The 21,514-nt window shown below is 46.2% G+C and carries 19 protein-coding genes and 2 pseudogenes; 20 read left to right on the plus strand and 1 reads right to left on the minus strand.

The features are described from left to right. The 6 genes from BMY11_RS27795 to BMY11_RS27820 all read left to right on the plus strand — a co-directional run. Positions 1 to 597 (plus strand): phosphatase PAP2 family protein (locus tag BMY11_RS27795; protein ID WP_143069363.1); only part of this gene is annotated, 597 nt, incomplete at its 5' end. Between the two features lie 44 nt (positions 598 to 641). Next, positions 642 to 1,175, plus strand: a complete 534-nt coding sequence (locus tag BMY11_RS27800; protein ID WP_256217813.1) for an RNA polymerase sigma factor — start codon at positions 642 to 644, stop codon at positions 1,173 to 1,175. Positions 1,176 to 1,181: 6 nt separating this feature from the next. Next, positions 1,182 to 1,667, plus strand: a complete 486-nt coding sequence (locus BMY11_RS27805) for an anti-sigma factor family protein (RefSeq protein ID WP_090583639.1) — start codon at positions 1,182 to 1,184, stop codon at positions 1,665 to 1,667. Positions 1,668 to 1,681: 14 nt separating this feature from the next. Beyond that, on the plus strand, positions 1,682 to 2,506 hold the full coding sequence (locus BMY11_RS27810; RefSeq protein ID WP_090583642.1) for a hypothetical protein: 825 nt from the start codon (positions 1,682 to 1,684) through the stop codon (positions 2,504 to 2,506). 308 nt (positions 2,507 to 2,814) lie between these two features. Then, positions 2,815 to 5,652: an alkaline phosphatase family protein gene (locus BMY11_RS27815; protein ID WP_090583643.1), complete on the plus strand. Its 2,838-nt coding sequence runs from the start codon at positions 2,815 to 2,817 to the stop codon at positions 5,650 to 5,652. Between the two features lie 109 nt (positions 5,653 to 5,761). Further along, entirely contained in the window at positions 5,762 to 8,890 is a 3,129-nt protein-coding gene (locus BMY11_RS27820; RefSeq protein ID WP_090583645.1) for an efflux RND transporter permease subunit, read from the plus strand. A gap of 326 nt (positions 8,891 to 9,216) precedes the next feature. Here BMY11_RS27820 and BMY11_RS27825 read toward each other — a convergent pair. Further along, positions 9,217 to 9,336, minus strand: a pseudogene (locus BMY11_RS27825) (transposase); the annotation flags it as partial. Between the two features lie 362 nt (positions 9,337 to 9,698). Between BMY11_RS27825 and BMY11_RS29570 the strand changes: the two are divergent. The 14 genes and pseudogenes from BMY11_RS29570 (at position 9,699) to BMY11_RS29575 (ending at position 21,401) form a co-directional block, all read left to right on the plus strand. Next, positions 9,699 to 10,487, plus strand: a pseudogene (locus BMY11_RS29570) (aldo/keto reductase). Positions 10,488 to 11,373: 886 nt separating this feature from the next. After that, the gene (locus tag BMY11_RS27835; RefSeq protein WP_090583647.1) at positions 11,374 to 11,643 is read left to right on the plus strand and encodes a hypothetical protein; all 270 of its coding nucleotides are present in this window, start codon (positions 11,374 to 11,376) and stop codon (positions 11,641 to 11,643) included. A 135-nt stretch (positions 11,644 to 11,778) separates the two neighbouring features. After that, a complete protein-coding gene (locus tag BMY11_RS27840; RefSeq protein ID WP_090583649.1) occupies positions 11,779 to 12,885 on the plus strand; it encodes an acyltransferase family protein in 1,107 nt (368 codons plus the stop codon). A 222-nt stretch (positions 12,886 to 13,107) separates the two neighbouring features. Beyond that, positions 13,108 to 14,001 (plus strand): F510_1955 family glycosylhydrolase, encoded by an 894-nt coding sequence (locus BMY11_RS27845; protein WP_090583651.1) that lies wholly within the window; start codon positions 13,108 to 13,110, stop codon positions 13,999 to 14,001. 49 nt (positions 14,002 to 14,050) lie between these two features. Beyond that, positions 14,051 to 14,590 carry a YdhK family protein gene (locus tag BMY11_RS27850; protein ID WP_090583653.1) on the plus strand — a complete coding sequence of 180 codons (540 nt, stop codon included), beginning with the start codon at positions 14,051 to 14,053 and terminating at the stop codon, positions 14,588 to 14,590. Positions 14,591 to 14,658: 68 nt separating this feature from the next. After that, positions 14,659 to 14,841, plus strand: coding sequence for a hypothetical protein (locus BMY11_RS27855; protein WP_090583654.1), 183 nt, complete (start codon positions 14,659 to 14,661; stop codon positions 14,839 to 14,841). Between the two features lie 2 nt (positions 14,842 to 14,843). Continuing rightward, positions 14,844 to 15,344 carry a hypothetical protein gene (locus BMY11_RS27860; RefSeq protein ID WP_090583656.1) on the plus strand — a complete coding sequence of 167 codons (501 nt, stop codon included), beginning with the start codon at positions 14,844 to 14,846 and terminating at the stop codon, positions 15,342 to 15,344. A gap of 66 nt (positions 15,345 to 15,410) precedes the next feature. Next, entirely contained in the window at positions 15,411 to 15,740 is a 330-nt protein-coding gene (locus BMY11_RS27865; protein ID WP_090583658.1) for a metal-sensitive transcriptional regulator, read from the plus strand. 18 nt (positions 15,741 to 15,758) lie between these two features. Beyond that, positions 15,759 to 15,962 (plus strand): copper ion binding protein, encoded by a 204-nt coding sequence (locus BMY11_RS27870; protein WP_090583660.1) that lies wholly within the window; start codon positions 15,759 to 15,761, stop codon positions 15,960 to 15,962. Between the two features lie 101 nt (positions 15,963 to 16,063). Further along, entirely contained in the window at positions 16,064 to 18,472 is a 2,409-nt protein-coding gene (locus tag BMY11_RS27875; protein ID WP_371262958.1) for a heavy metal translocating P-type ATPase, read from the plus strand. A gap of 34 nt (positions 18,473 to 18,506) precedes the next feature. Beyond that, the gene (locus BMY11_RS27880) at positions 18,507 to 19,199 is read left to right on the plus strand and encodes a response regulator transcription factor (RefSeq protein WP_090583665.1); all 693 of its coding nucleotides are present in this window, start codon (positions 18,507 to 18,509) and stop codon (positions 19,197 to 19,199) included. Then, positions 19,199 to 20,293, plus strand: coding sequence for a sensor histidine kinase (locus BMY11_RS27885; protein ID WP_090583667.1), 1,095 nt, complete (start codon positions 19,199 to 19,201; stop codon positions 20,291 to 20,293). Before BMY11_RS27880 ends, BMY11_RS27885 begins: the two co-directional genes overlap by 1 nt. Positions 20,294 to 20,325: 32 nt before the next feature. Further along, positions 20,326 to 20,688 carry a hypothetical protein gene (locus tag BMY11_RS27890; RefSeq protein WP_090583669.1) on the plus strand — a complete coding sequence of 121 codons (363 nt, stop codon included), beginning with the start codon at positions 20,326 to 20,328 and terminating at the stop codon, positions 20,686 to 20,688. A gap of 344 nt (positions 20,689 to 21,032) precedes the next feature. Continuing rightward, positions 21,033 to 21,401 carry a tyrosine-type recombinase/integrase gene (locus tag BMY11_RS29575; protein WP_256217815.1) on the plus strand — a complete coding sequence of 123 codons (369 nt, stop codon included), beginning with the start codon at positions 21,033 to 21,035 and terminating at the stop codon, positions 21,399 to 21,401. Positions 21,402 to 21,514: the final 113 nt, after the last annotated feature.

The raw sequence follows: 21,514 nt of genomic DNA on the forward strand, positions 1-21,514 counted from the left end.
CTGGGAATGATTCAGGATTTTCTTGCACATGAATTCAGCCAATTCGATGATGTGACCTCTTATATAATCCTCACGGTATTCGGTTCTGAGTGGCAAGATCAAATGCAGCTCTTCGCGAAGCTGGGAACCATTTACCTCTACGGGCCGCTTATTGTCATTACATCGATTTGGATTATGTTCAGAGGCAGGAACAAAGGCTTAGAGTTTTTATTTCTTCTCTGGGTCGTACTCGGTGGGGAAGTGCTTGATGACGAATTGCGAATGCTTTTTCACCGTCCTGGGCCGGTGGCAGCCGGGATCCAACTCATCAATACATTTCCGAGCGAAGAAACCCTTACTTCGATTTCGGTATGCGGATTCTCCGCCTTTCTATTGCTCAGACACTACAGCCAGAGCTTGATCCGGATTTTTGTTGTTCTATTTGTTATTCTCGTGTGCCTGCTAGTCGGGATTAGCCGTATTTATTACAATGTGCAGTTTCCAAGCGATGTCGCGGCAGGTTATGTTTTCGGCGGCGTATGGATAACCTTGAACGTCATTCTGCTTGAAGTGCTAAGGAAGCTTCAAGATAATGAAGCAGCGATAGTAGTGAATTGACGTGAATCCTCCTGGTTCCGTTTCGGTAGGAGTTGAGTACGCGAGTGGTGGACGAGGAATTGAAGCATATCATTCATCGAGCCAAACGTGGCGACCGGGAAGCTTTTGCGGATCTAGTCCAACGTTTTAAAGGCCATGTCTATCGATATGCAGTGGGGATGTTAGGCGATCGAATGGATGCGGAAGATGTCTCACAAGAGACATTTATTAAAGCCTATTACTCTTTATCAAGTTTGGATAGCGAGTATGCGTTTTCTTCTTGGATCATTCGAGTTGCTGCTAATCTCTGCAAAGACCGATTAAAAAAACGCGCAAAAGCGCCAGAGCATGATATTACAGAGGAACAGAACGAATGGATAGCGGATCAACGTGCAGCAAACCCGTTGGAGAAGTTATCCATTGAAGAAGGACTAAGCAGACTCTCGGTGGGTCATCGGGAAGTTCTATTATTACATGAGATCCAAGGCTATAATTATGAAGAAATCGCGGAAATGATCGATGTTCCTCTTGGAACGGTGAAGTCAAGGCTGTTTGCAGCCAGGATTAACTTGCGAAAAGAATTAAGAAGGGAGGACTGACTGGGCATGTCCATACATCCGGAGGAAAAGTTGTCTGCCTACCTCGATGACGAACTGACTCAAGATGAAAGAAGGGAAATTGAAGAGCATCTTGAGACATGCAAGTCCTGTCAGGCGCTACTGGAAGACATGGCAGACAACAACTATGACCTCGTGCAGACCATCTGCCTAATCCAAGCACCTATGGATCTCGAAATTCGGGTTTTGCAATCCATCGGAGCGGAAGAAGAACGACAATTCGCAGGAAAAGGGCGGATTTTGGCGCTTTTCTTAGGTTTGTTGACACTAGGGATATTGTATCTGCTAACAGGAGCGGTAATCGGTAAACTCATACATGGATGGTCAAAATTGATGATCACACTGATCTATGCCATATCGCATTTCATTCTCAGTGTACCCGCCTTAACCGGTGGGACGATTGTCCTCTCGTTAATTATCCTTGTGACCTCTTTCATTTCACTCAAGCGGTTGCTTCAAACCTCAGCGAGTTGAAAGGGAGGGCCACTTTGAGAAAACTAACATACACTATTTGCTTCTTTATGTTGTTCATGCTGCTCATCCCTGGAATGGCATCGGCGAAGAGTATTTTTGAACACCAGAACACCACCGTGCCTGCAGTCCAGACCGTTGACGACGTGTACGTTATCGGCGGCGATGCCGATGTCTATGGCCAAGTGCAGGGCATTGTAGTCGTTATTAACGGCAACCTGCATTTGGGAAGTACGGCCAAGATTACCGGCGTGATTGTCGTGATCGGAGGGAAGGTTGATCAAGACCCGGGAGTTGCATTGGGGGACGATATCTATGACATTTCGCTGGATAACGCTACGCAAAATAGTTTTCTGATCGGCGGCGGGCTCGTACTGAGCTTATGGGTGCTGCAACTGGCAGGGAACCTGCTTATGGTTCTAGTACCTGTCCTGATCAGGGCCCTCGGCAAGAAAAAGATAATCGCTTTTACCGAACGTTATCAGCGTGAATCCGTAGGTCGGCTCTTATATGCCGGTTTTCTAAGTGGTTTGGTTATCGCTGCGTTAAGCGCACTACTGCTCGTTACCGTTATTGGCATTCCGATCTTGATTCTGATTCTGCTAGCGCTTCTAGTCGCATTGGCTATGGGAATGACTGTAATTAGTTATCGAATTGGCGATATGATAAAAGGGTCGGAACAAATGCCTGATTGGTTAAAAGTGCTTATCGGCGCCAGCATTTTAACTGCGTTCTCGAGTATCCCTCTGATCGGTTGGATTCTCTTGTTGGTCGCTGGATTGCTCTCTTTGGGAATATGCACCCAATGGATTGCGGGGAATCGGAAGAGAAAAAAAGCGTAAGTAGCAACTGCACAATGGATTGAAGATAAGCAACGGATATGATTGTTCCTAAAAGCCGCCCATTCCAGGGCGGTTTTTTTATAGGGATGAAGATAGAGCGCGATGACTTGACTGGTCTGGTTCATTGGGATGGGTTTTCAGGAAAAAAGGAGATATTGATCCTTCATTAGCACATAGGAATCAGGTACATAGAACGGATTATAAATATTTACATGAACTACAAGCTGACCTTACACTTACCTTACAATTCAACATTAAGTTTAAGTAGGTCTTACAAGACTGAATAAAATTTAGGAGGAATTGTAAAATTGTCTAAATCAGGCAGGAAGATCAGCAAGAAGAAGCTGTCCGTCTCTATTGCGATCGGGTCCGTACTTATTGGAGCAGGAAGCGTTTATGCCAATGTCGGTAATCCGTTTGACACCCACACAGTTGGACGCCAGCCGAACGGATCGGTGCTGACGGTGGTGAACCAGTTCGTTACGCCGGCCGGGCAGCAGGTGGAATTCGGCGGCAATCCGATCTCGATCAAAGTGCGTCCGGATGGCAAAACCGCCGCGGCGTTGATCGGCCGGAATAATTACGGCGGCAACGGGATCAATATCGTCGATTTGAAAACCGGCACACTGGTTACGGCGAATTTCCCCCTCAAGCTAACCAGCATGTGGGGACTTGCTTATTCCCCTGACGGCAGTCATCTGTATGCAACGGGTTCTTCCAGTTCGACGGGAAGAATCGTGATCATGTCCCTTGCTGCAGACGGTACGCCGACCATCGAAAAAACGGTCGATCTTCCCGAAGCAGCGGTTGGCGGTAATATCAATCCGCAAGATATCGTCATGTCGCCGGACAGCAAATCACTTCTGGTCGCCCTGAACCGCGACAATTCGCTGGGTGTAATCGATCTGCAAACGTACCAATTAACAGCCAGGATCCCGGTTGGAAACGCTCCGACTAGCGTCGTCGTGAACGGCAATCTTGCCTATGTGACGAACGCAGGCGGCCGAACGGCACAGCCTGGCGATTTTACCGTCGACTCATCTGGCGTGTCGATTGTTGCCGAGCCTACGGGCAGTTCCGCGACGGGCACGGTATCGGTGATCGATCTTGCCGCGCAATCGGTCGTCAAGACCGTGGAAGTAGGGCTGCAACCTGCGCGCATGACGGTTTCCGATAACCAGGTGTTCGTGGCCAATACCAACAGCGATACCCTGTCCGTCATTGATACAAGAACTAACGATGTCGTACAGACCATCGACGTGGAGCCATACCCCGAGGCGCCGCGCGGTTCAGCGCCAAATGCGGTAACGATGATCGGTGATCATCAATTGGCGGTCAGTCTTGGCCGCAACAACGCGATTGCCGTCTATGATTGGAAGAAGCATATGTCGAAGCCTCAGCTCTCGGGTCTCATGCCGACCGGCTGGTTCCCGGTCGATCTTGCCGTCGATGCCAAGAACAACCGGCTGCTTGTCGCCAACGCTGATGGCGTCGGATCGCTCGGTCCCGAGCGTACGTTGACCATTCAAGGCATTAAGGTGACCGGCCACTCCTCCTATGCCCAGCAGGGATCGTTATCGATGATTGCGTTCCCGTCCAAGAAGGAGCTGGTGAAGGGAACGGACGAGGTATATGCCAACAACAACTGGTTCGACATTTCGAGCCGAAATGCGAAGCCGCGCAACAACAAGAAGCCGGTTGCGATACCGGTACGGATCGGCGAGCCATCCACGATCAAGCATGTATTCTACATTATCAAAGAGAATCGCACGTACGACCAAGTCTTCGGCGACATCGGAAGAGGCAACTCGGAACCGGCATTGACCCAGTTTGGCGAGAATGTCACACCGAACCTGCATGCGTTGGCCAATACTTACCCGCTGCTCGATAATTTCTATACCTCGGGAATTCAGTCGGCCAGCGGCCATCAGTGGGTCATGCAAGGGACGAATACGGATTATGAGGATAAAGAAACCGATGTAGGAAATGTTCGCAGCTATCCGGGCGGTGCCGGCGACTCCATGGCGTATGCATCGACCGGTCATCTGTGGGACAACGCGCTGAAGCATAACCTTTCCGTCGTCAACTTCGGGGAAGACACGAATGCCTTCACCGGCACGAAGCCGTTCGGGACATGGACGGATTGGTACAACGATTATTTGATTCTGTCCGGCCAGAAACAAGGCGAGATTCATGTACCGATCGGGGATTATCAAGCAACGAGCGATATTCCATCGTTGAATCCGATCACGTACAAGCCGTTTCCGACGTTCGACAACGGAATCCCGGATCAGTATCGGTATGAAATCTTCAAGCAGCAATTCGAACAATACGTGAAAAACGATAATTTGCCGAATCTGATTCCGATGTGGGTCATGGCCGACCACACCTCAGGCACGGCAACCGGCGCTCCGACGCCTCAAGCTGCCGTAGCCGACAACGACCTAGCCGTCGGTAAAATCGTGGATCTCATCTCTCACAGTCCTTACTGGAAAGACTCGCTTATTCTCGTTACCGAAGACGACTCGCAGAACGGTTTGGATCATGTCGACGGTCACCGGGAGCCCGCGCTCGTAATCAGCCCTTGGGTCAAAAAAGGCATCGTCGACAGCCATTATTGGACCGTCATCAACATGGTTCGCACGATCGAGCAAATTCTCGGTCTGCCGGCCATGAACCAGAACGATGCGGCAGCCTTGCCGCTTAGCGAGCTGTTTACGGACAAGCCGGATTTCACGCCGTATACCGCCGTGCCTAACCGAATTGCCCTCGACACATTGAACGGTCATCCGGGCTCGGATCAGCCCGCGCCCATCATTACGGCATCCACGACGCCAAGCACGGAGGTTGCGGCGACTGATGGAACAGTGAATGATGGTACGGCGACTGATGGAACTACGAAGGAGCAGAACCAAGCCGCGCAAGAAATGGAGAAACTATGGACGGCATGGTCCAACGATAATCAAGCTTACTTTACCGGCAAGACAGCCGCGCCGGACAAAGTGAACGCGAACATGCTGAATCATGTTACCTGGTACGCAACGAAAGGATTTGATCGGCCTTACCCGGGAGACGACAAAGTACTAACCCCAGCCGAGGTTGCCGCGCAACCGCAAAGCAGTGCGCCGTCTCCCGCGATTAACTAAAGGTTGTTTTCGCCAAACTGCCGGCCCGATCTTCGGGCCGGCTCTATTTCTACGTTTCGTCTGAGGATTGATTGACGATTCATATCTGGATTGGAGTGGAGCATAGACGATGACCAGCTTAATCGAGGCGATCATGAAACGTACGGTATTGCTGATTAGTTCGCTCGCCATCCTTCTGGCTTGGGGCGGAATATCGGCCTTCCAGATGCAGCGGGATTACTTGCCGCCGATCAATAATCCTACTCTGATGATTTCTCTTCATGCGCCTAACCTGCCGGCAGACCAAATCAAGGCAGCGGTTACGGAGCCGATCGAACAGTCCATCCGTAAAGTGGAGGGACTCCAAACCTTGGAAACAAGCAGCTTCGATGACGGGCTGCTCATGAGCCTTTATTTCCCACTGCAGTACGATATGAACCGTGCGGAGGACGACGTGAACATTATCCTCCAGTACGTACCGCTTCCGGCGGGAATAGATCGGCCGACCGTTGAGCGGGTAAGCACGAGTTCCTTTCCGATCATGCGACTGAGCTTGACGAGTCCTTCGGGACAAGTTGATGAACACACGCTCCGTACGACGATCCAGTCGCAAGTCGCGGGTGAATTGCAGAAACTTCCCGGCGTCAGTAGCGTACGCGTAACCGGTGCGGGACAAGACGGGTATCAAGTGAAGCTGCGCATGGCGGACGTACATAAAGCCGGGTTGACGGTCGCTGACGTCAAGAAGGCGCTCGGCGGCGGGACGGATTCGCCGGACGTTCAGGGCAAAATCACAAGCAGCGAAGTTACGTTCCCCCTGTTCGTGACCGGAGGGAGCCGCTCAGCAGATGATCTGGCCCAGCTGCCGGTTCAAGGATCGGGCGGACAGACGGCTGTGCTCTCGGAGATCGCGGACGTGACGAAGTCGATCGTAGACATGCAAACCATCTCCAGGACTGATGGCCAGCCGAGCGTGGTCATCGACGTATTGAAATCGCCATCCGCCAATATTACCCATGTATCCGGTTTGATTCACGATCGAATTCAGGATATTCCCGCTCTCCAGTCGAACGATATCAAGCTTTCTGTGCTTCTCGACCAAGGGGCGATGGTCTCCGCCTCCTTGCAAGGATTGCTGAAAGAAGGGCTGCTCGGCTGCTTGCTTTCGATGATTTGCGTCTTTCTCTTTTTCCGAAATGCACGCTCCACGGCGCTCATTGCGCTGTCATTGCCCATCTGCTTCTTGGTTACGACCGGTCTGCTTAAAGTGATGGGCATCAGTCTTAATCTGCTTACCGTGTCTGGACTTATTGTGGCGATGGGCAGGGTGATCGACGATTCGATCGTTATTCTTGACAATTTGTATCACAGATCCACCGAATCCAGGAGCAGCATCAACGCAGGTCTAATCGCAAGTGCGGTGATGGAGATGCTTCCGGCGATCTTCGCATCCACGGCGACAACGGTTGCTGTCTATATTCCGATTTCCCTGGCCGGGGGGATGATCGGTTCCGCATTCTCCGGGTTTGCCTGGTCGGTTGTCATTGCGCTCGTTACCTCGCTCCTGGTGGCGATGTTCGTCGTACCGGCGCTCTATCACCTTTGGCGTCATGGACAAAGGACGGACCGTGCCGTCTCCTTGGATTCGTTTTGGAAGCCGATTCTGCATTGGTCGATTTCCCGCAGAGGAAGAATCGCGGTTATTTTCGCCTTGCTATTCGCGTTATCGGCTGGCGGAGCGGCATTCCTGCCGGTTAATTTCCTCCCAGTAGCGAAGTCGGGACAGATTAACGTTCAGCTGGAATTTTCCCAAGAAACGTCGATGGCGCAAATGGATGCCTCCGTCAAACGGATGGAGCAAGCTCTGAAGTCGGACAGGGACGTAGCGTCGTTTTCCTCCGTGCTGGGTTCGACCTTCACCCCGCAATTCGACGATGTGTTCGATGCCGGGGGCGGCTGGATTCAGGGTGGCAATATTGCGAATATCGCAGTAACCGTAAACAAGCAAGCGACGATCGATGTCGTGACATCAGACCTTCAGCAGTTGCTCACGAGTCTTGCGGGCAGCGCGATATGCACGGTTACGAACCAAAATATAGCCGGCGACGATTCGCAGCTCAAAATCAACTTCAGCGGCGCCGACGCCTTGACGCTTGAGAATACCGCCAAGCTGGTTAGAAGCAAGCTTCTGAATGTTAAAGGACTCAGCGTAGCAGGTGCCGCCGATGAGCAGCAAGAAACCGTGCCGCGACATCAGTTGACGCTGAACCAAGAGGTCTTGAAACGGGCGGGCATTGCACCTAGAGAGATCTACGATCGGATCGGGGCCTATTTGGCTGACGGGACTCGAATCGATATGAAGGCAGGGGGACAAACGATACCGTTCGAGCTGCAAACCGATCTATCTGGACAAGCAGGACAGTCCGCTTACATGTCGGACCCCGTAACGGATATTCTCACGCAGCTGGGTCAAGAAACGTTCCAGGGAGCGGCGGACGGCCGATCCTATCGGTTGGACCAGTTGGCTGCCCTTGCGCCGGTGACCGCACCATCCGTGATTCGGGAAGCGGACGGCAGACCCTTCTCCAACGTCACCGCCAATATCACGTCCAGGGATGTAAAGAGCGTATCCCGCGACGTGCACCGGATCTTGGAGAAGTTGACGCTGCCTGCAGGCGTTCATTACTCGCTTAATGGGATCACTGCGCAAGTCAATCAAATGATCGTTGAAATGGGCATCGCGGTAGCGGTATCCATTGTGCTGATCCTCATTATTCTGAGCCTCGTATTTAAAAGTTGGCGCGCGCCCGTCACGGTGATCTGCTCCATTCCGCTAGCATATATCGGTTCCGTTGCCGGCATGCTGGCCTGTGGGTTGGAATCGAATCTCGCCTCACTTGTCGGATTGCTGATGCTGTCGGGCATCGTGGTAACGAATGGGATCGTGCTTGTTGATAAAATCGAACGCAATCTCGCACATGGCATGAGACCGATGGAAGCGATCACGGAAGGTACACTTAGCCGTGTGCGGCCTGTGTTCATGACGGCAATAACGACAGTCTTGACGCTGCTTCCTCTATGCGTGCTCGGAAGTGGGGATGTGATCGTCTCGCAGTCGCTCGGGATCGTCGTCGTATGCGGCATGATCAGCTCAACCTTGATCAGCTTGCTGGTCATTCCGCTCTTGTATCACGCGATGCTCACTAGGAAGAGCGTCCTACGGTCAACGGTAACAGTTGCTCATTTAGCGGAGAATTAATGCTGCAGTCGTCGGAATTCTGCTAGTAGCACTATACAATCCACTTTGGACTACAGCCATAATGGCACCAGCTGGTCTTATCAATAGCTAGGGATTCATGATAATGGGCATCGGAATAGTTAGTTTCCGTTGCCCATTATCCATTTTCAATTACTTGTTGGTTGGTCTTAATGGCGGACTTGACTGTTTGACGAGACGGGACTGATTGTTTGGTATAATAGTCTCTATCAATCGCTATTATTTCATGCAATTAATTAATTTCATAGTAATCGCATTATACGCAATTTATACGTATGAATTGAATAGGAGTAATTTCAATGAAAAAAATATTGGGTTGTTCGAAGCCTTCTGGAACCGCGTTTGGTAATCGTGTTTCGAGTTGCTGTAAACTTGCCGGAAGAGAAAACGCTTGGATCAACACCGGCAAATGCAACGAGCTTCTTTGCGTCATGGTTTAACAAGTAGGGGGATGAACGGAATAACTCTCGGGATCTTGAAGTCCCATGGGCACGAGCGTTCGATCCCCGGCTACCGCAATCTTACGACCACATTTATTGTAAGAGGACATTTGGTTGGTGTCGGACGACAAGAACATCTATACAACGGAAGTCGCATAAAACTGCGGCTTTTTTAATTTATTGTATAGAAGTTCTTGTCGTTTGTTCAAGACAAGAACTTCTATACAGAGCCGTATTAGGACAAGAACTTCCATACAAGGCCGGTGGAATTAAACAACGGGTTAAGCTCACCGGTACGATATCACAACATTTAACAGGCTGCCGACAGATCCCTTGGAGAACCGCTGTCCGTGACCGGACACCCGTCCGAGGAAGACGGTATCAGAACGGTGCATGCCGCATTGGAGCAGGGCATTACGCTATTCGATACGACCGATTCGTACTGTTTAAATTCGACCGAGAACGGTCATAATGAACGTCAGCTGGCCAAAGCTTTGCATAATCGTTGCGAGGCGATCATCGCGACAAAAGGCGGACACATTCGTCCGGAAGGACGTTGGGAAACCGACAGCCGGCCCGAGCATTTGCGTCAAGCATGCGAGGACAGCTTGCGCGCGCTCGGCGTCGTAGCGATAACACTCTATAAATTCCACCGACCGGATCCGCAGATTCCATTTGCCGAATCCGTTGGAACGGTCGCGGAATTGCAGCGGGAAGGGAAATTCGTTCACGTGGGACTGTAGAACGTTTCCGTCGCTCAGCTGGAAGAAGCCCGTGGAATCGTGACGGTCGCGAGCGTTCAAAACCGAATGAACCTGTTCGATCACTCGTCTATAGACGTGCTAAAGTGCTGCGAAGATCTCGGCATCGCCTTCCTTCCGTATAGTCCGCTGAACGGCATGGGCAATGCGGGCGGCATCGGCAGTAACGAGACGCTTAATCGAATCGCAGGTCGTCATGACGCGTCGCCGCAGCAGATCGCGATTGCCTGGCTACTTCAATTGTCATCAGTCATTCTGCCGATACCTGGCGCCAGCAAAGCGGCAAACATAGTCAACTGCGCCGGCGCAGCTAACTTGAAGCTGTCCGCTGAAGACGTGGCCGAGCTGAACGGCATCACCGCTCATATCACGGCTTAATCGCAAAAAATAAAGTTGTACTACGGCGTATGAGTACAGAGACGCTTTAAAAACCAAGACCCCGCTTCACTTTCCAATGGGAGAGTGAAGCGGGTTGGTCTTTTTACATCCGTCCGGTCCGGCGGTGGTTGTTAAGTTAACGCCTGTCGGATGACAAGAACATATATGCTTAAGAAGCCGCATAGTTGCGGCTTTTTTTATTTTAACAATATATGTTCTTGTCAATAGTCAGTGACAAGAACATATATTGTTAACCGAATTAGGACAAGAACTTGCAATGTTACCCTCAGATGAAGATTCATCTCAATTAGAATGTAAACAGTGAAGGATGTCGAGAAAATCAGTACGAGTTCACTATGATGCTCTGTGGTGAAGCAAGAATTGCACGCATATCTAACAGGATGGATAGTCGATATTCCTCTGCGAAAATTTAAAATCGGAAACAAATGACCGTCATCCTTGAGAGAAAGAAAGGAGAAGTGCTTCGCATGATAACCTTATCTACATAACTTCTACACATCAAATTGATACAATTTGTATTGTTAGCTTGTGGCTATATACTCAGAATACAAAGGAGCAGTCCTTATGAGAACGATCCTGATTGTGGGTGATGTGAAAAACCCGGACATCTTATTCTTATTTCTAAAAAGACGTGGCCGCAGGGTACCTGTAAAATTCCTATTCAGCTTAAAACTACAATCTGTTTTAAGTTACAGCTTTCGCATTAATTGATACGTTTTGTATGGTCATGGCCAGCAACGAGTAGATATCTCGGGTACGATCTCATGAACATGACCAGCTGTGCAACCGACTTTCGGGTTAAAAGTTCTGTTTATGCCTTTCATATACTTATTTTTCGATAAAACGAGTAGGAGGATTGAATATTATGTATGGTATACAGTTACAGCTGCGATCGCATAAATCAGCTGAGGTGAATAGCTGGGCTGAAGAGAAACGTAGAGACTTTCAAAATGCTGCTGGATTTAAAGGATTAGCGCTTATTAACGATAATAATTTGGGAACACACAGCTTACTATTCTATTCCGAAACAGAAGATTTTGCTGACTTTTTGACTAATTGTTTTAATACCGAAAAACTATCCTTTTTAGAATCCTCTGATATTATTATTAAAAAGTTTCCAATCCAGCTTGTTTAATTAACTTTGCCGAGCTTATTTGGGCTGGGAGGAGCGGAACAGAGAATTGCTGAATCACAAGGACTTGGGCAGTCGCTCCATACATTTCGTAGTCAAAAGAGGATTTAAGCAAAAAATGGAGGGAGATTGTAAGTAATGGGGAAGGCTAGAATAAAAGAAGTTTTTCTGCTCCGTGCGGTCGCGTGTTTCAGCATCGTATTTCTGCACTCCTTTTCTCAGGTATTCGGCGAAGACTATGGTTGGATCGGTGCGCTAAGATTACTTCTTACATTTGGTACCCCTGCTTTTATACTTATTTCAGAGATTGTTCTTGCAAATGCATATTCCTCTCATACTCCTAAAGGATTTTTTAAAAAGAGACTACGTTATATCGGCATTCCGTTTTTATGTTTTGTAATTATTTATAATATACAGAGCATGTTTAGTTCAGATGGAGTACGGGATGTACCAGGGATGATAAAACAATTTGTCTTTAGCTTACTTCTTGGTGAAACTCCAGCCTATTTCGTCCTTATTATTTTTCAATTTTACCTTCTACATATGTTTTTCGTTCGACATATTTTCAATCATTTCCGTCCACAATGGATATTGATTACAGCCGGTTTGGTAAACATTCTTTATCTTGCTTTCTTTAATTTCGTAAGTGCTCCTGATACTCAACTTGCGAACTTTATTTGGCTTCGTTTCTACAGGATGCCATTTTTTGCTTGGGTTTTCTATTTCGTAGTCGCCTATTATTTGGGTAAGAACTATAACACTTATCTAAAAAGGTTGCTCCAATACCAATATTTTGTCTACGTGTCAGTCCTTCTATCAGCTTCAGCTTCGATCTATCTTATGGAACAAGGTATTCTTCCCGTTATTACTTCCAAGCGCTTTGATATGATTTTTTTTACTGTGAGCTCAGTGTTCATGTTGTTAATCCTAGCAGCTAAATTAAAAGCAATACCATCTTATATCGTAAAAATAAGCCAATATTCTTTTGGCATCTATTTATTCCATCCATTAGTGCTTGTTGTATGTGAGCATATTTTACCTTTTCATAACAGCATCATTGGTTTATCCATAATTTTCGCTCTCGCTTTAGGGGGTTCAATGGGAGCAGTAGCTACTCTTCATCGCTTTTCATGGGGAAGCTATATCATAGGTCGCATTGGAATAGGTATAGATATGAAGCATCCAAACGAACAGAAAACGAATGAAAGGACCCAGTCTGTAATTCCGCTAAAAATTAATCCATAACTACAAGTCTAATGCTAAAGGCTACCGATAAATCCAGAAACTCCGATGAAAAGGCTCACTACGGGTGATTCCAATAGTGAGTCTCTTCTTTACATAAATAAGTTTACCTATCTACACAATTTCCTCATATGTGTGCGTTACACTTTTACTACTGAGGCACTTATGCTTTAGAGAAGTTATCAATATTGAATAGACTTGAATGCAATTAAGGAGGACAGTTAATTGAAAAAAGTATTGTTGCTCTCACTGACAGTCATTCTCTCTGTCGGTATTGCAGCTTGTTCAAAGAAGAGCACAGATAGCGATTCCGCATTTATGCATATTCATGGATTGGGATATTCATCAGACGGCAACCGACTTTTGGTTCCTGTCCATAACGGACTTAGTGTGTATGACAATGGCAAGTGGTTCGCAGGATCCGGAGACAAACATGATTATATGGGTTTTTCAGCGTCCAATGATGGATTTTATAGTAGTGGTCATCCTGCGGTAGGATCCGCTTATGAAAATCCGCTAGGTCTAATCAAAAGCACGAATGATGGCAAATCCATCACAGTTTTAGCCTTAGACGGGGAAGTTGATTTCCACGGAATGACCGTAGGATATCGGACCCATACGATTTATGCATTAAACCAAACACCTAACTCAAAAATGAGTCAACCAGGTCTCTTTTATAGCCAGGATGAAGGGGAAACTTGGATAAAAAGTGAAGCAGTCGGTCTTCAGGGACAAATCACTTCGATTTCAGCGCATCCTACAGAGAAATCGATTGTTGCTATAGGAACAGCAGAAGGCGCTTTTATTTCGTCAAATAAAGGTGAATCGTTTACAGTTCTACTTCAAGGTGTCTCGATATCAGGCATTACAGTTTTGGAATCTGGCGATACTTTAGTGGCAACCTCCGGTCCAGAAGCCGCTTTATATCAAATCAGCGCCGAAACAAATCATCCAGTTGTCATCAACATGCCAAGTACTGATGATATTATGTATATCGCACAGAATCCAGCTAATCCTACTGAACTTGCTGCAGCTACACTACAAAAAAGTGTCTTTATCTCTGGTGATGACGGTACTTCGTGGCATGAGATTGTTCACGAAGGAGTTACACGCAATTAATGCTTTCTAAGTAGATAATATTATTTGTATATTGGAGTGAATTATAAAAATGATAAAAAAACTGGTTATTCTAAGCGTTGCTGTCTTAACGGTTATTGTATTAAGCGGGTGTGGGAGTAAGATGAACCATGACGTGAACAATATGAGCAACATGCATCACACAAGTTCTGGAGAACTTCCAGCTGGCTTAAAAGAAGCAAAAGATCCAACATTTAAGGTTGGCAGCGAAGCCATTATTAAATCGGATCACATGAATGGGATGAATGGTGCGAAAGCAACAATTGTTGGAGCTTATAGTACAACTGTATATGCAGTCTCCTATACTCCGACAAACGGCGGTCCAAAGGTTACGAATCATAAATGGGTCATACATGAGGAGATTAAGGACGCAGGTGAAAAGCCCTTCACAACTGGGGATGAAGTCGTTTTACAGGCCGATCATATGGAAGGGATGAATGGTGCGAAGGCGACCATAGATTCCGCAGAACAAACGACAGTGTATATGGTTGATTTTATGCCAACAAACGGTGGAGAAATGGTAAAGAATCATGAATGGGTTACAGAAAGTGAGCTTTCTAGCACAAATTAAGTAGCGCATTTCTAAATAGGCCCTGGCATGTTTAGGCGCTAGGGCCTTCTAAATAAAGGAGGAACTTCATGAGTACAGATCCAGTTAATAAAGAAGAAGTATCACAAGAAAAAGCGCCCCCAATGCCTCGATGGGTAAAAATAGTTGGCATCTTCTTTATCATTTTTATCCTATTGTTTATTATTCTGCATCTGACCGGTAACGGTTTAGGAATGCATAAAGTGCATGCTAGCCAAATCGAGGTGCAATAATTATGACAATGCGACCACGCCATCGCAAAATTGTGACAATTGCACATATAACTACTTCGGTGGGGTGGCTAGGTGCAGCAACATGCTTTTTTTCTCTGGCCATCGCTGGTCTGAAGACTGAAAATGCCCAAATGGTACTCGCAGCTTATCAGGCCATGGATATGATCGCTCAGTTCGTCATAGTGCCGTTTTGCTTAGGAACATTTTTTACTGGACTTATCTTATCCTTAGGGACGGAATGGGGACTTTTTCGTTATTATTGGATACTCGTGAAACTTTTACTAACCATTATCTGCACTTTAGGCTTATTAGTCCATCTGAACCCAATTAGAAATCTGGCCAGGTTAACAACGATTAATCAAAGTTTGATAAGTACTGATCTACATAACCAAATTCAGCTCTTAGTCATTGCAGGAGCAGCTATCTTGTTGTTGATCTTTGCAACAACCCTTTCAGTACTGAAGCCCAAGGGGGTAACTCCTTTCGGATGGCGTAAACAATGATTCATCTGCCCACTTGAAATACCCCGTGGGGGTATGTTAATGTGAATTCAAGGAGGCTAGGGCTTTATGATGCAATCAGAAAACGAACATACTGGACACTCTCAATGCGGTAGAAGCGAACGTCAAAGTCATCATTCTGATGAATTGAAACGCACATTATCCTCTCGTCTGAATCGGATCGAAGGACAAATTCGCGGGCTAAAAGGTATGATTGATAAGGACACTTATTGCGATGATGTATTGAATCAAATTGCTGCAGTCCAATCTGCACTGAATAGCGTCGGGAAATTGCTACTTGAACAACATATGAATAGCTGTGTAATTGAACGAATTCAGGAAGGTGATCATGAAGTTATTAAAGAACTCATGATTACAATGAACAAATTAATTAAATAATAGAAGGAGAGATCGTTCATGCAAACGACGACACTGAAGGTTGAAGGTATGTCCTGTGGTCATTGTGTAAATTCAGTTGAAGGTGCAGTAACTAAACTTGGAGCTACCGGGAAGGTTGATTTGACAACGGGAACTGTAACGATTGAGTTCGATAACTCAAAAATAACGCTGGACGTTATAAAAGAAGCGATTGAAGAGCAAGGTTATGAGGTTGTGAACTAAAGGGGCTGCCATGCAGCTCCTCGTATTGCCCATATATTTTTTGTTCAAAATATACCCCCAAGGGGTATTAAAGAGTGGTGAGGTGAATGCATTTGGAAAAGATGGAGCAACAGCAGACATCGCTGCAGATTGCTGGCATGACTTGTGCAGCATGTGCCAATCGAATCGAGAAGGGGTTAAAAAGGCTCGACGGCGTAGATGATGCAAACGTCAATTTTGCATTAGAGAAAGCAACAGTTACTTATAATCCAACGAAAGTTAATCTACCTGAATTAGAACAAAAAATTGAAGAACTCGGATACAGTATTTCAAACGATGAAGTCGATTTTCAACTTGTAGGTATGACGTGTGCGGCATGTGCAAATCGGATTGAAAAGGGGTTCAGCAAACTAAGCGGCGTAAGCAATGCTACTGTGAATTTTGCTTTGGAAACTGCGCATGTCGAGTATAATCCAAATCATGTTTCGGTGAACGATCTGATCAAGAAAGTAGAACAACTCGGGTATCAAGCTATCAGCAAAGAAACCGTTGTTGAAGGTGACCACAAGCAAAGAGAACTTCGTCATAAGAGAATTCAGTTTCTTGTGTCAGCTGTTCTTTCAATACCTCTTCTCTGGGCAATGGTAGGTCACTTTTCCTTTACAAGCTGGATCTTTGTTCCGGACATTTTTATGAATCCTTGGTTCCAACTTATACTTGCCACCCCGGTCCAGTTTGTCATGGGGGGACAGTTTTACGAAGGAGCCTATAAAGCACTTCGTAATAAAAGTGCCAATATGGATGTGCTCGTCGCACTCGGAACCTCCGCAGCTTACTTTTACAGTCTATATTTAACGCTTCAATGGGCGCTCTCTACAAATACGCACCATTCGCCAGAGATGTACTACGAGACGAGTGCAATTCTGATTACATTAATTATTTTAGGAAAACTGTTCGAAGCACTTGCGAAAGGACGCACTTCCGAAGCTATTAAGAAATTGATGAGCTTACAAGCCAAGACGGCCATTGTTATTAGGGATGGTCAAGAAGTCACTGTCCCAATTGATAACGTTCTAATCGGCGACATAGTCCTTGTAAAGCCAGGTGAGAAAATCCCTGTTGATGGAGAAGTGCTCGAAGGTCAGTCCGCCGTTGATGAAGCGATGTTAACTGGTGAAAGCATGCCGGTTGAAAAGAGAGTAGGAGACGCCGTAATTGGTGCCACGGTTAATAAGCATGGAGCAATGAAAATAAAAGCTACCCGTATCGGGAAAGAAACAGCGCTCGCACAAATCATCAAAGTGGTGGAAGATGCCCAGGGCTCGAAAGCTCCGATTCAGCGCATCGCGGATTCGATTTCAGGGATCTTTGTACCGATTGTGGTAGGCATTGCAGTGATTACATTTTTCATTTGGTTTATGTTTATTTCCCCTGGGGAGTTTGCTTCGGCACTGGAAAAAGCGATTGCTGTCCTTGTTATTGCGTGCCCTTGCGCGCTTGGTCTTGCAACACCGACATCCATCATGGCCGGTTCGGGACGCTCAGCAGAGTTCGGTATCCTCTTTAAAGGTGGGGAGCACTTGGAGTCGATGCATCGTGTCCAAACCATTATGTTAGATAAGACTGGTACGGTAACAAAAGGGAAGCCTGAACTGACTGACGTGCAAACCCAAGGTATAGACGAAAATGAAGCACTCAGGTTAATCGGCTCGGCAGAGAAGCAATCAGAGCATCCGCTCGCTGAAGCGATCGTAGTTGGAATAGCGGCAAGAGGGATAACTCTGGCTGTGACAGATCAATTTGAAGCTATTCCTGGATATGGTGTGCGTGCAGTAGTTGAAGGTAAGGAAATTCTTGTTGGTACACGAAAACTGATGCAACGTGAAGGTATTGATTACGGTCAAGCAGGCGAAACGATGGAGCGATATGAATCCGAGGGCAAAACCGCAATGCTTGTGGCCGTTGATTCCACTTACACAGGAATTGTAGCGGTTGCGGATACAATCAAGGAAACCTCCAAAGAAGCGATAGCTGCCTTACACCAAATCGGTATCGAAGTCATTATGATTACTGGAGATAACAATCGCACTGCTGCAGCAATTGCCGAGAAAGTTGGGATTAAGCATGTCCTTGCAGAAGTCCTTCCTGAAGGAAAGGCAGAGGCAGTGAAACAACTACAAGCCCAAGGTAAAAAAGTTGCTATGGTCGGCGATGGCATTAATGATGCTCCAGCCCTTGCGACTGCTGATGTAGGGATAGCAATCGGAACGGGGACTGATATTGCTATGGAAGCAGCCGATGTGACGTTGATGCGTGGTGACCTCACCAGCATAGTAGGAGCAATTGTGATGAGTCGCAAAACGATGGCCAACATCAAGCAAAATCTGTTCTGGGCACTAGGTTACAACACGCTCGGAATCCCGATCGCGGCTATCGGACTCCTTACGCCATGGGTAGCAGGAGCAACAATGGCGCTCAGCTCCGTGTCCGTCATACTCAATGCTTTGCGTCTTCAACGGGTAAAACTTTAAGGAAACAAACCATTCATTCAAATGTGAGGGTTCTATGAAGACAATACTAATGGTCGATGATGAAGAGAAGATCCGCGAAGTGGTCGTATCCTATTTACAAAAAAATGGCTTCCAAGCCTTGGAGGCAGAGTCTGGTACTAAAGCGTTGGATATGATCAGAAACAATTCAAATATTGATCTTGTCATTCTAGATTTAATGCTTCCGGATCAATCGGGGGAGGAAGTCTGCAAAGCTTTAAGGCAGTTCTCCACCATACCTATTATCATGTTGACGGCTAAAGTATCCGAAGAAGATCGCGTTCAAGGGTTATTACTTGGTGCCGATGATTATGTAATCAAACCCTTCAGTCCTCGTGAATTAATAGCGAGAGTGCAGGCAAACTTACGACGTTCACAAGATGATACTCTGCTTGCTGAGTCCATTACGTTTCAAAATGATGATCTAATCATCCGGCATTCGCAGCATGAAGTCATTAAAGTAGGAATTCCTCTTAACCTTACACCGAATGAATATAAACTATTAATGACATTTGCTCGCCATCCAGGAAGGACTTTTACACGCGAGGAGCTCATTGTTAAGGTTTTAGGTTTTGATTTCGAAGGCGATGTGAGGGCTATTGATCAGCATGTTAAAAACCTAAGACAAAAAATCGAATCAAATCCTAAACATCCTCAATATATCATCACTGTATTTGGGGTAGGGTATCGATTCGTCGGAGGCGTCTAATGAAGGGACTGAACGCACGGATTGCTATCGCATGTATAGGAATCGCCTCAGGAGTATTACTGATTTCAATGATTACGTTCATATTTCAAGCTCACTACCATCTTACTATGGTTCAAAAACAGACAGACAATATCGTGCTTCCAAAGACATTTAATGAGCATTTCGAACAGGCTCTGATACAGTCTGTACTTATGATCGCTATACTTGGGGTTATTTTGGCGATTATCATAAGTCTTCTTGTTGCTAAGCGCATTACAGCACCGCTCGTACAAATGAAAAAGGCAGCCGAACGAATGGCAAAAGGAGAGCTCACATCCCGAACCTATGTAGAAGGGAAGGACGAAATTGCCGACCTTGGCAACTCACTGAATCATCTTGCTGAACAATTGCAGCTGCAAGAACAACTTCGTAAAACATTAACGGCTGACGTTGCACATGAATTAAGAACCCCACTTACAACGTTAAAAAGTCATATGGAAGCGATGATTGAAGGTGTATGGGAGCCCACACCTAAGCGACTAGAGTCATGTTTTGATGAAATTGAACGACTGCGTTTTTTGATTGGTGATTTGGAGCAATTAACGGAAGTGGAGTCTCCAAATTTTAAGCTCCAGTTAAGGGAAGAGAATATCGTTGCCATTATCCAACACCATATTGATGCGAGCCAGGCTGCGTTTGAAAGAAATGGCGTACAGCTAGCTATTGAAGCTTGCCCAATTATAGAGGCTGTCATTGATAAGTATCGCTTCGGTCAAATTATGTCGAATCTACTTAACAATGCCTTAAAGTTTACACCGCAAAATGGAACAGTTACAGTTCAAATCAAAGAAGTTAACAGCATGGTTAGCATCATGATTACGGATACGGGAATTGGCATTGAGGAGAAGGATCTTTCACTGGTATTTGAACGTTTTTACCGAGTAGATAAGTCTCGCGACCGTAAATCCGGAGGGGGCGGCCTAGGACTTACAATTGTGAAAAAGTTGGTTGAGGCGCATAACGGAGAAATTCAGATGGATAGTCGAATTGGAGAAGGAACAACGGTTTCAATTTTCTTTCCTAAACCACACAAGATCTACACAAGCGTTTACTAAAATAGGTGGAAAATGAATTACCGGAGGAAACTATGAAAAAACTCGCAGCTACGTTTATTTTGTCTGTAGTTCTGTTAGCGGCATGTGGAAAAACAAATCCTTCAAGCCAATCGGATTCGATGGGCAATATGGCTGGTATGAATCATAACAACAATCATATGAGTATGACTCCAGTAGCAGATACATCTCAAGAGGAAAATGTACAAGCCATGTTTTTGCTATCCCATGATGTAAGAGGCCAAGAACATATATGCATAAAAAGCCGCGTTCTACGCGGTTTTTTATATTATGGATACAACTTCTTGTCCTTTCCAAAAGACATGAAGTTGTATTGTTTTCCAATAAAGGACACAAAGATGAAACCTTCCCCGCAGTTGCTAAACTATACATGTTGACTAGACGATCTCTTTTACATTATACAATGCATTTTAATGTTCCAAAATTCGGTTTTCGTTACATGTTCGTAATGAGCTGCTATTTAAACCTCCTAAATCGAGCGAAGCTAATAGCAATTAGCCCTGGGGAAGTTTTTTTATGAAGTTGAGCGAATTATGGTTGTTATATGAAACTGATAAGCGTATTTTAAGCTTTAGCCCGTATATGTTGAAGGCATATTCACTTCAGCTGAAAGTTCTGATCCATGATGTCGGCAACCTCGATATTGAAGAAGTATCTTTAACATTGCTCAAAGAATATCTAGCCAATCAATCATATAAACTGGGAAAGCTGCTCCGCAGTTGTGAATGGGAAAGGATCTAAACAACGAGAAGACTACTTTACAACGGAATGCAAAATCTGGCTAAAGAGATACGTCAGGGACCATGAGGATTCCTGTAAAGCGCTCTTTGTTACGGAGAGCTTTCCTACTCGCCGTATGTCGATCTCAACAATCCGCTATGAACTTAAACAATTAGCAACCCGAAGTAAAGTGAATGCGAATGTATACCCACATCGGTTTCGTCATACATATGCTTGTCACTTGTTGGACAATGGTGCGCCGTTGGAGTTTATTCAAGGAATGTTGGGTCACGACAAAGCATCTACAACGCAGATTTATGCCCAATTACGTGGAGAACGTCGCAGAGAGCTGTACCGTCGTTATTTTTAGGGGGCTTTGAGCCCCCAATTCAACTCCCTCGGTACGATTTAGTTTTCTCACAAATGCTCGCTTATTCGCAGGATTTCACCCTTGCAAGAAATATAGAAAGAGAGTAAGGGGGA

The organism is Paenibacillus sp. OV219, assembly GCF_900110075.1.
Taxonomy (GTDB): Bacteria; Bacillota; Bacilli; order Paenibacillales; family Paenibacillaceae; genus Paenibacillus_Z.

What these genes read in the sequence shown, in the direction of transcription:
- BMY11_RS27805 (WP_090583639.1), top strand. Translation starts at nt 1,182, where the DNA reads ATGTCCATACATCCGGAGGAAAAGTTGTCTGCCTACCTCGATGACGAA.
- BMY11_RS27820 (WP_090583645.1), top strand. Translation starts at nt 5,762, where the DNA reads ATGACCAGCTTAATCGAGGCGATCATGAAACGTACGGTATTGCTGATT.
- BMY11_RS27835 (WP_090583647.1), top strand. Translation starts at nt 11,374, where the DNA reads ATGTATGGTATACAGTTACAGCTGCGATCGCATAAATCAGCTGAGGTG.
- BMY11_RS27840 (WP_090583649.1), top strand. Translation starts at nt 11,779, where the DNA reads ATGGGGAAGGCTAGAATAAAAGAAGTTTTTCTGCTCCGTGCGGTCGCG.
- BMY11_RS27850 (WP_090583653.1), top strand. Translation starts at nt 14,051, where the DNA reads ATGATAAAAAAACTGGTTATTCTAAGCGTTGCTGTCTTAACGGTTATT.
- BMY11_RS27855 (WP_090583654.1), top strand. Translation starts at nt 14,659, where the DNA reads ATGAGTACAGATCCAGTTAATAAAGAAGAAGTATCACAAGAAAAAGCG.
- BMY11_RS27860 (WP_090583656.1), top strand. Translation starts at nt 14,844, where the DNA reads ATGACAATGCGACCACGCCATCGCAAAATTGTGACAATTGCACATATA.
- BMY11_RS27865 (WP_090583658.1), top strand. Translation starts at nt 15,411, where the DNA reads ATGATGCAATCAGAAAACGAACATACTGGACACTCTCAATGCGGTAGA.
- BMY11_RS27870 (WP_090583660.1), top strand. Translation starts at nt 15,759, where the DNA reads ATGCAAACGACGACACTGAAGGTTGAAGGTATGTCCTGTGGTCATTGT.
- BMY11_RS27875 (WP_371262958.1), top strand. Translation starts at nt 16,064, where the DNA reads ATGGAGCAACAGCAGACATCGCTGCAGATTGCTGGCATGACTTGTGCA.
- BMY11_RS27880 (WP_090583665.1), top strand. Translation starts at nt 18,507, where the DNA reads ATGAAGACAATACTAATGGTCGATGATGAAGAGAAGATCCGCGAAGTG.
- BMY11_RS27885 (WP_090583667.1), top strand. Translation starts at nt 19,199, where the DNA reads ATGAAGGGACTGAACGCACGGATTGCTATCGCATGTATAGGAATCGCC.
- BMY11_RS27890 (WP_090583669.1), top strand. Translation starts at nt 20,326, where the DNA reads ATGAAAAAACTCGCAGCTACGTTTATTTTGTCTGTAGTTCTGTTAGCG.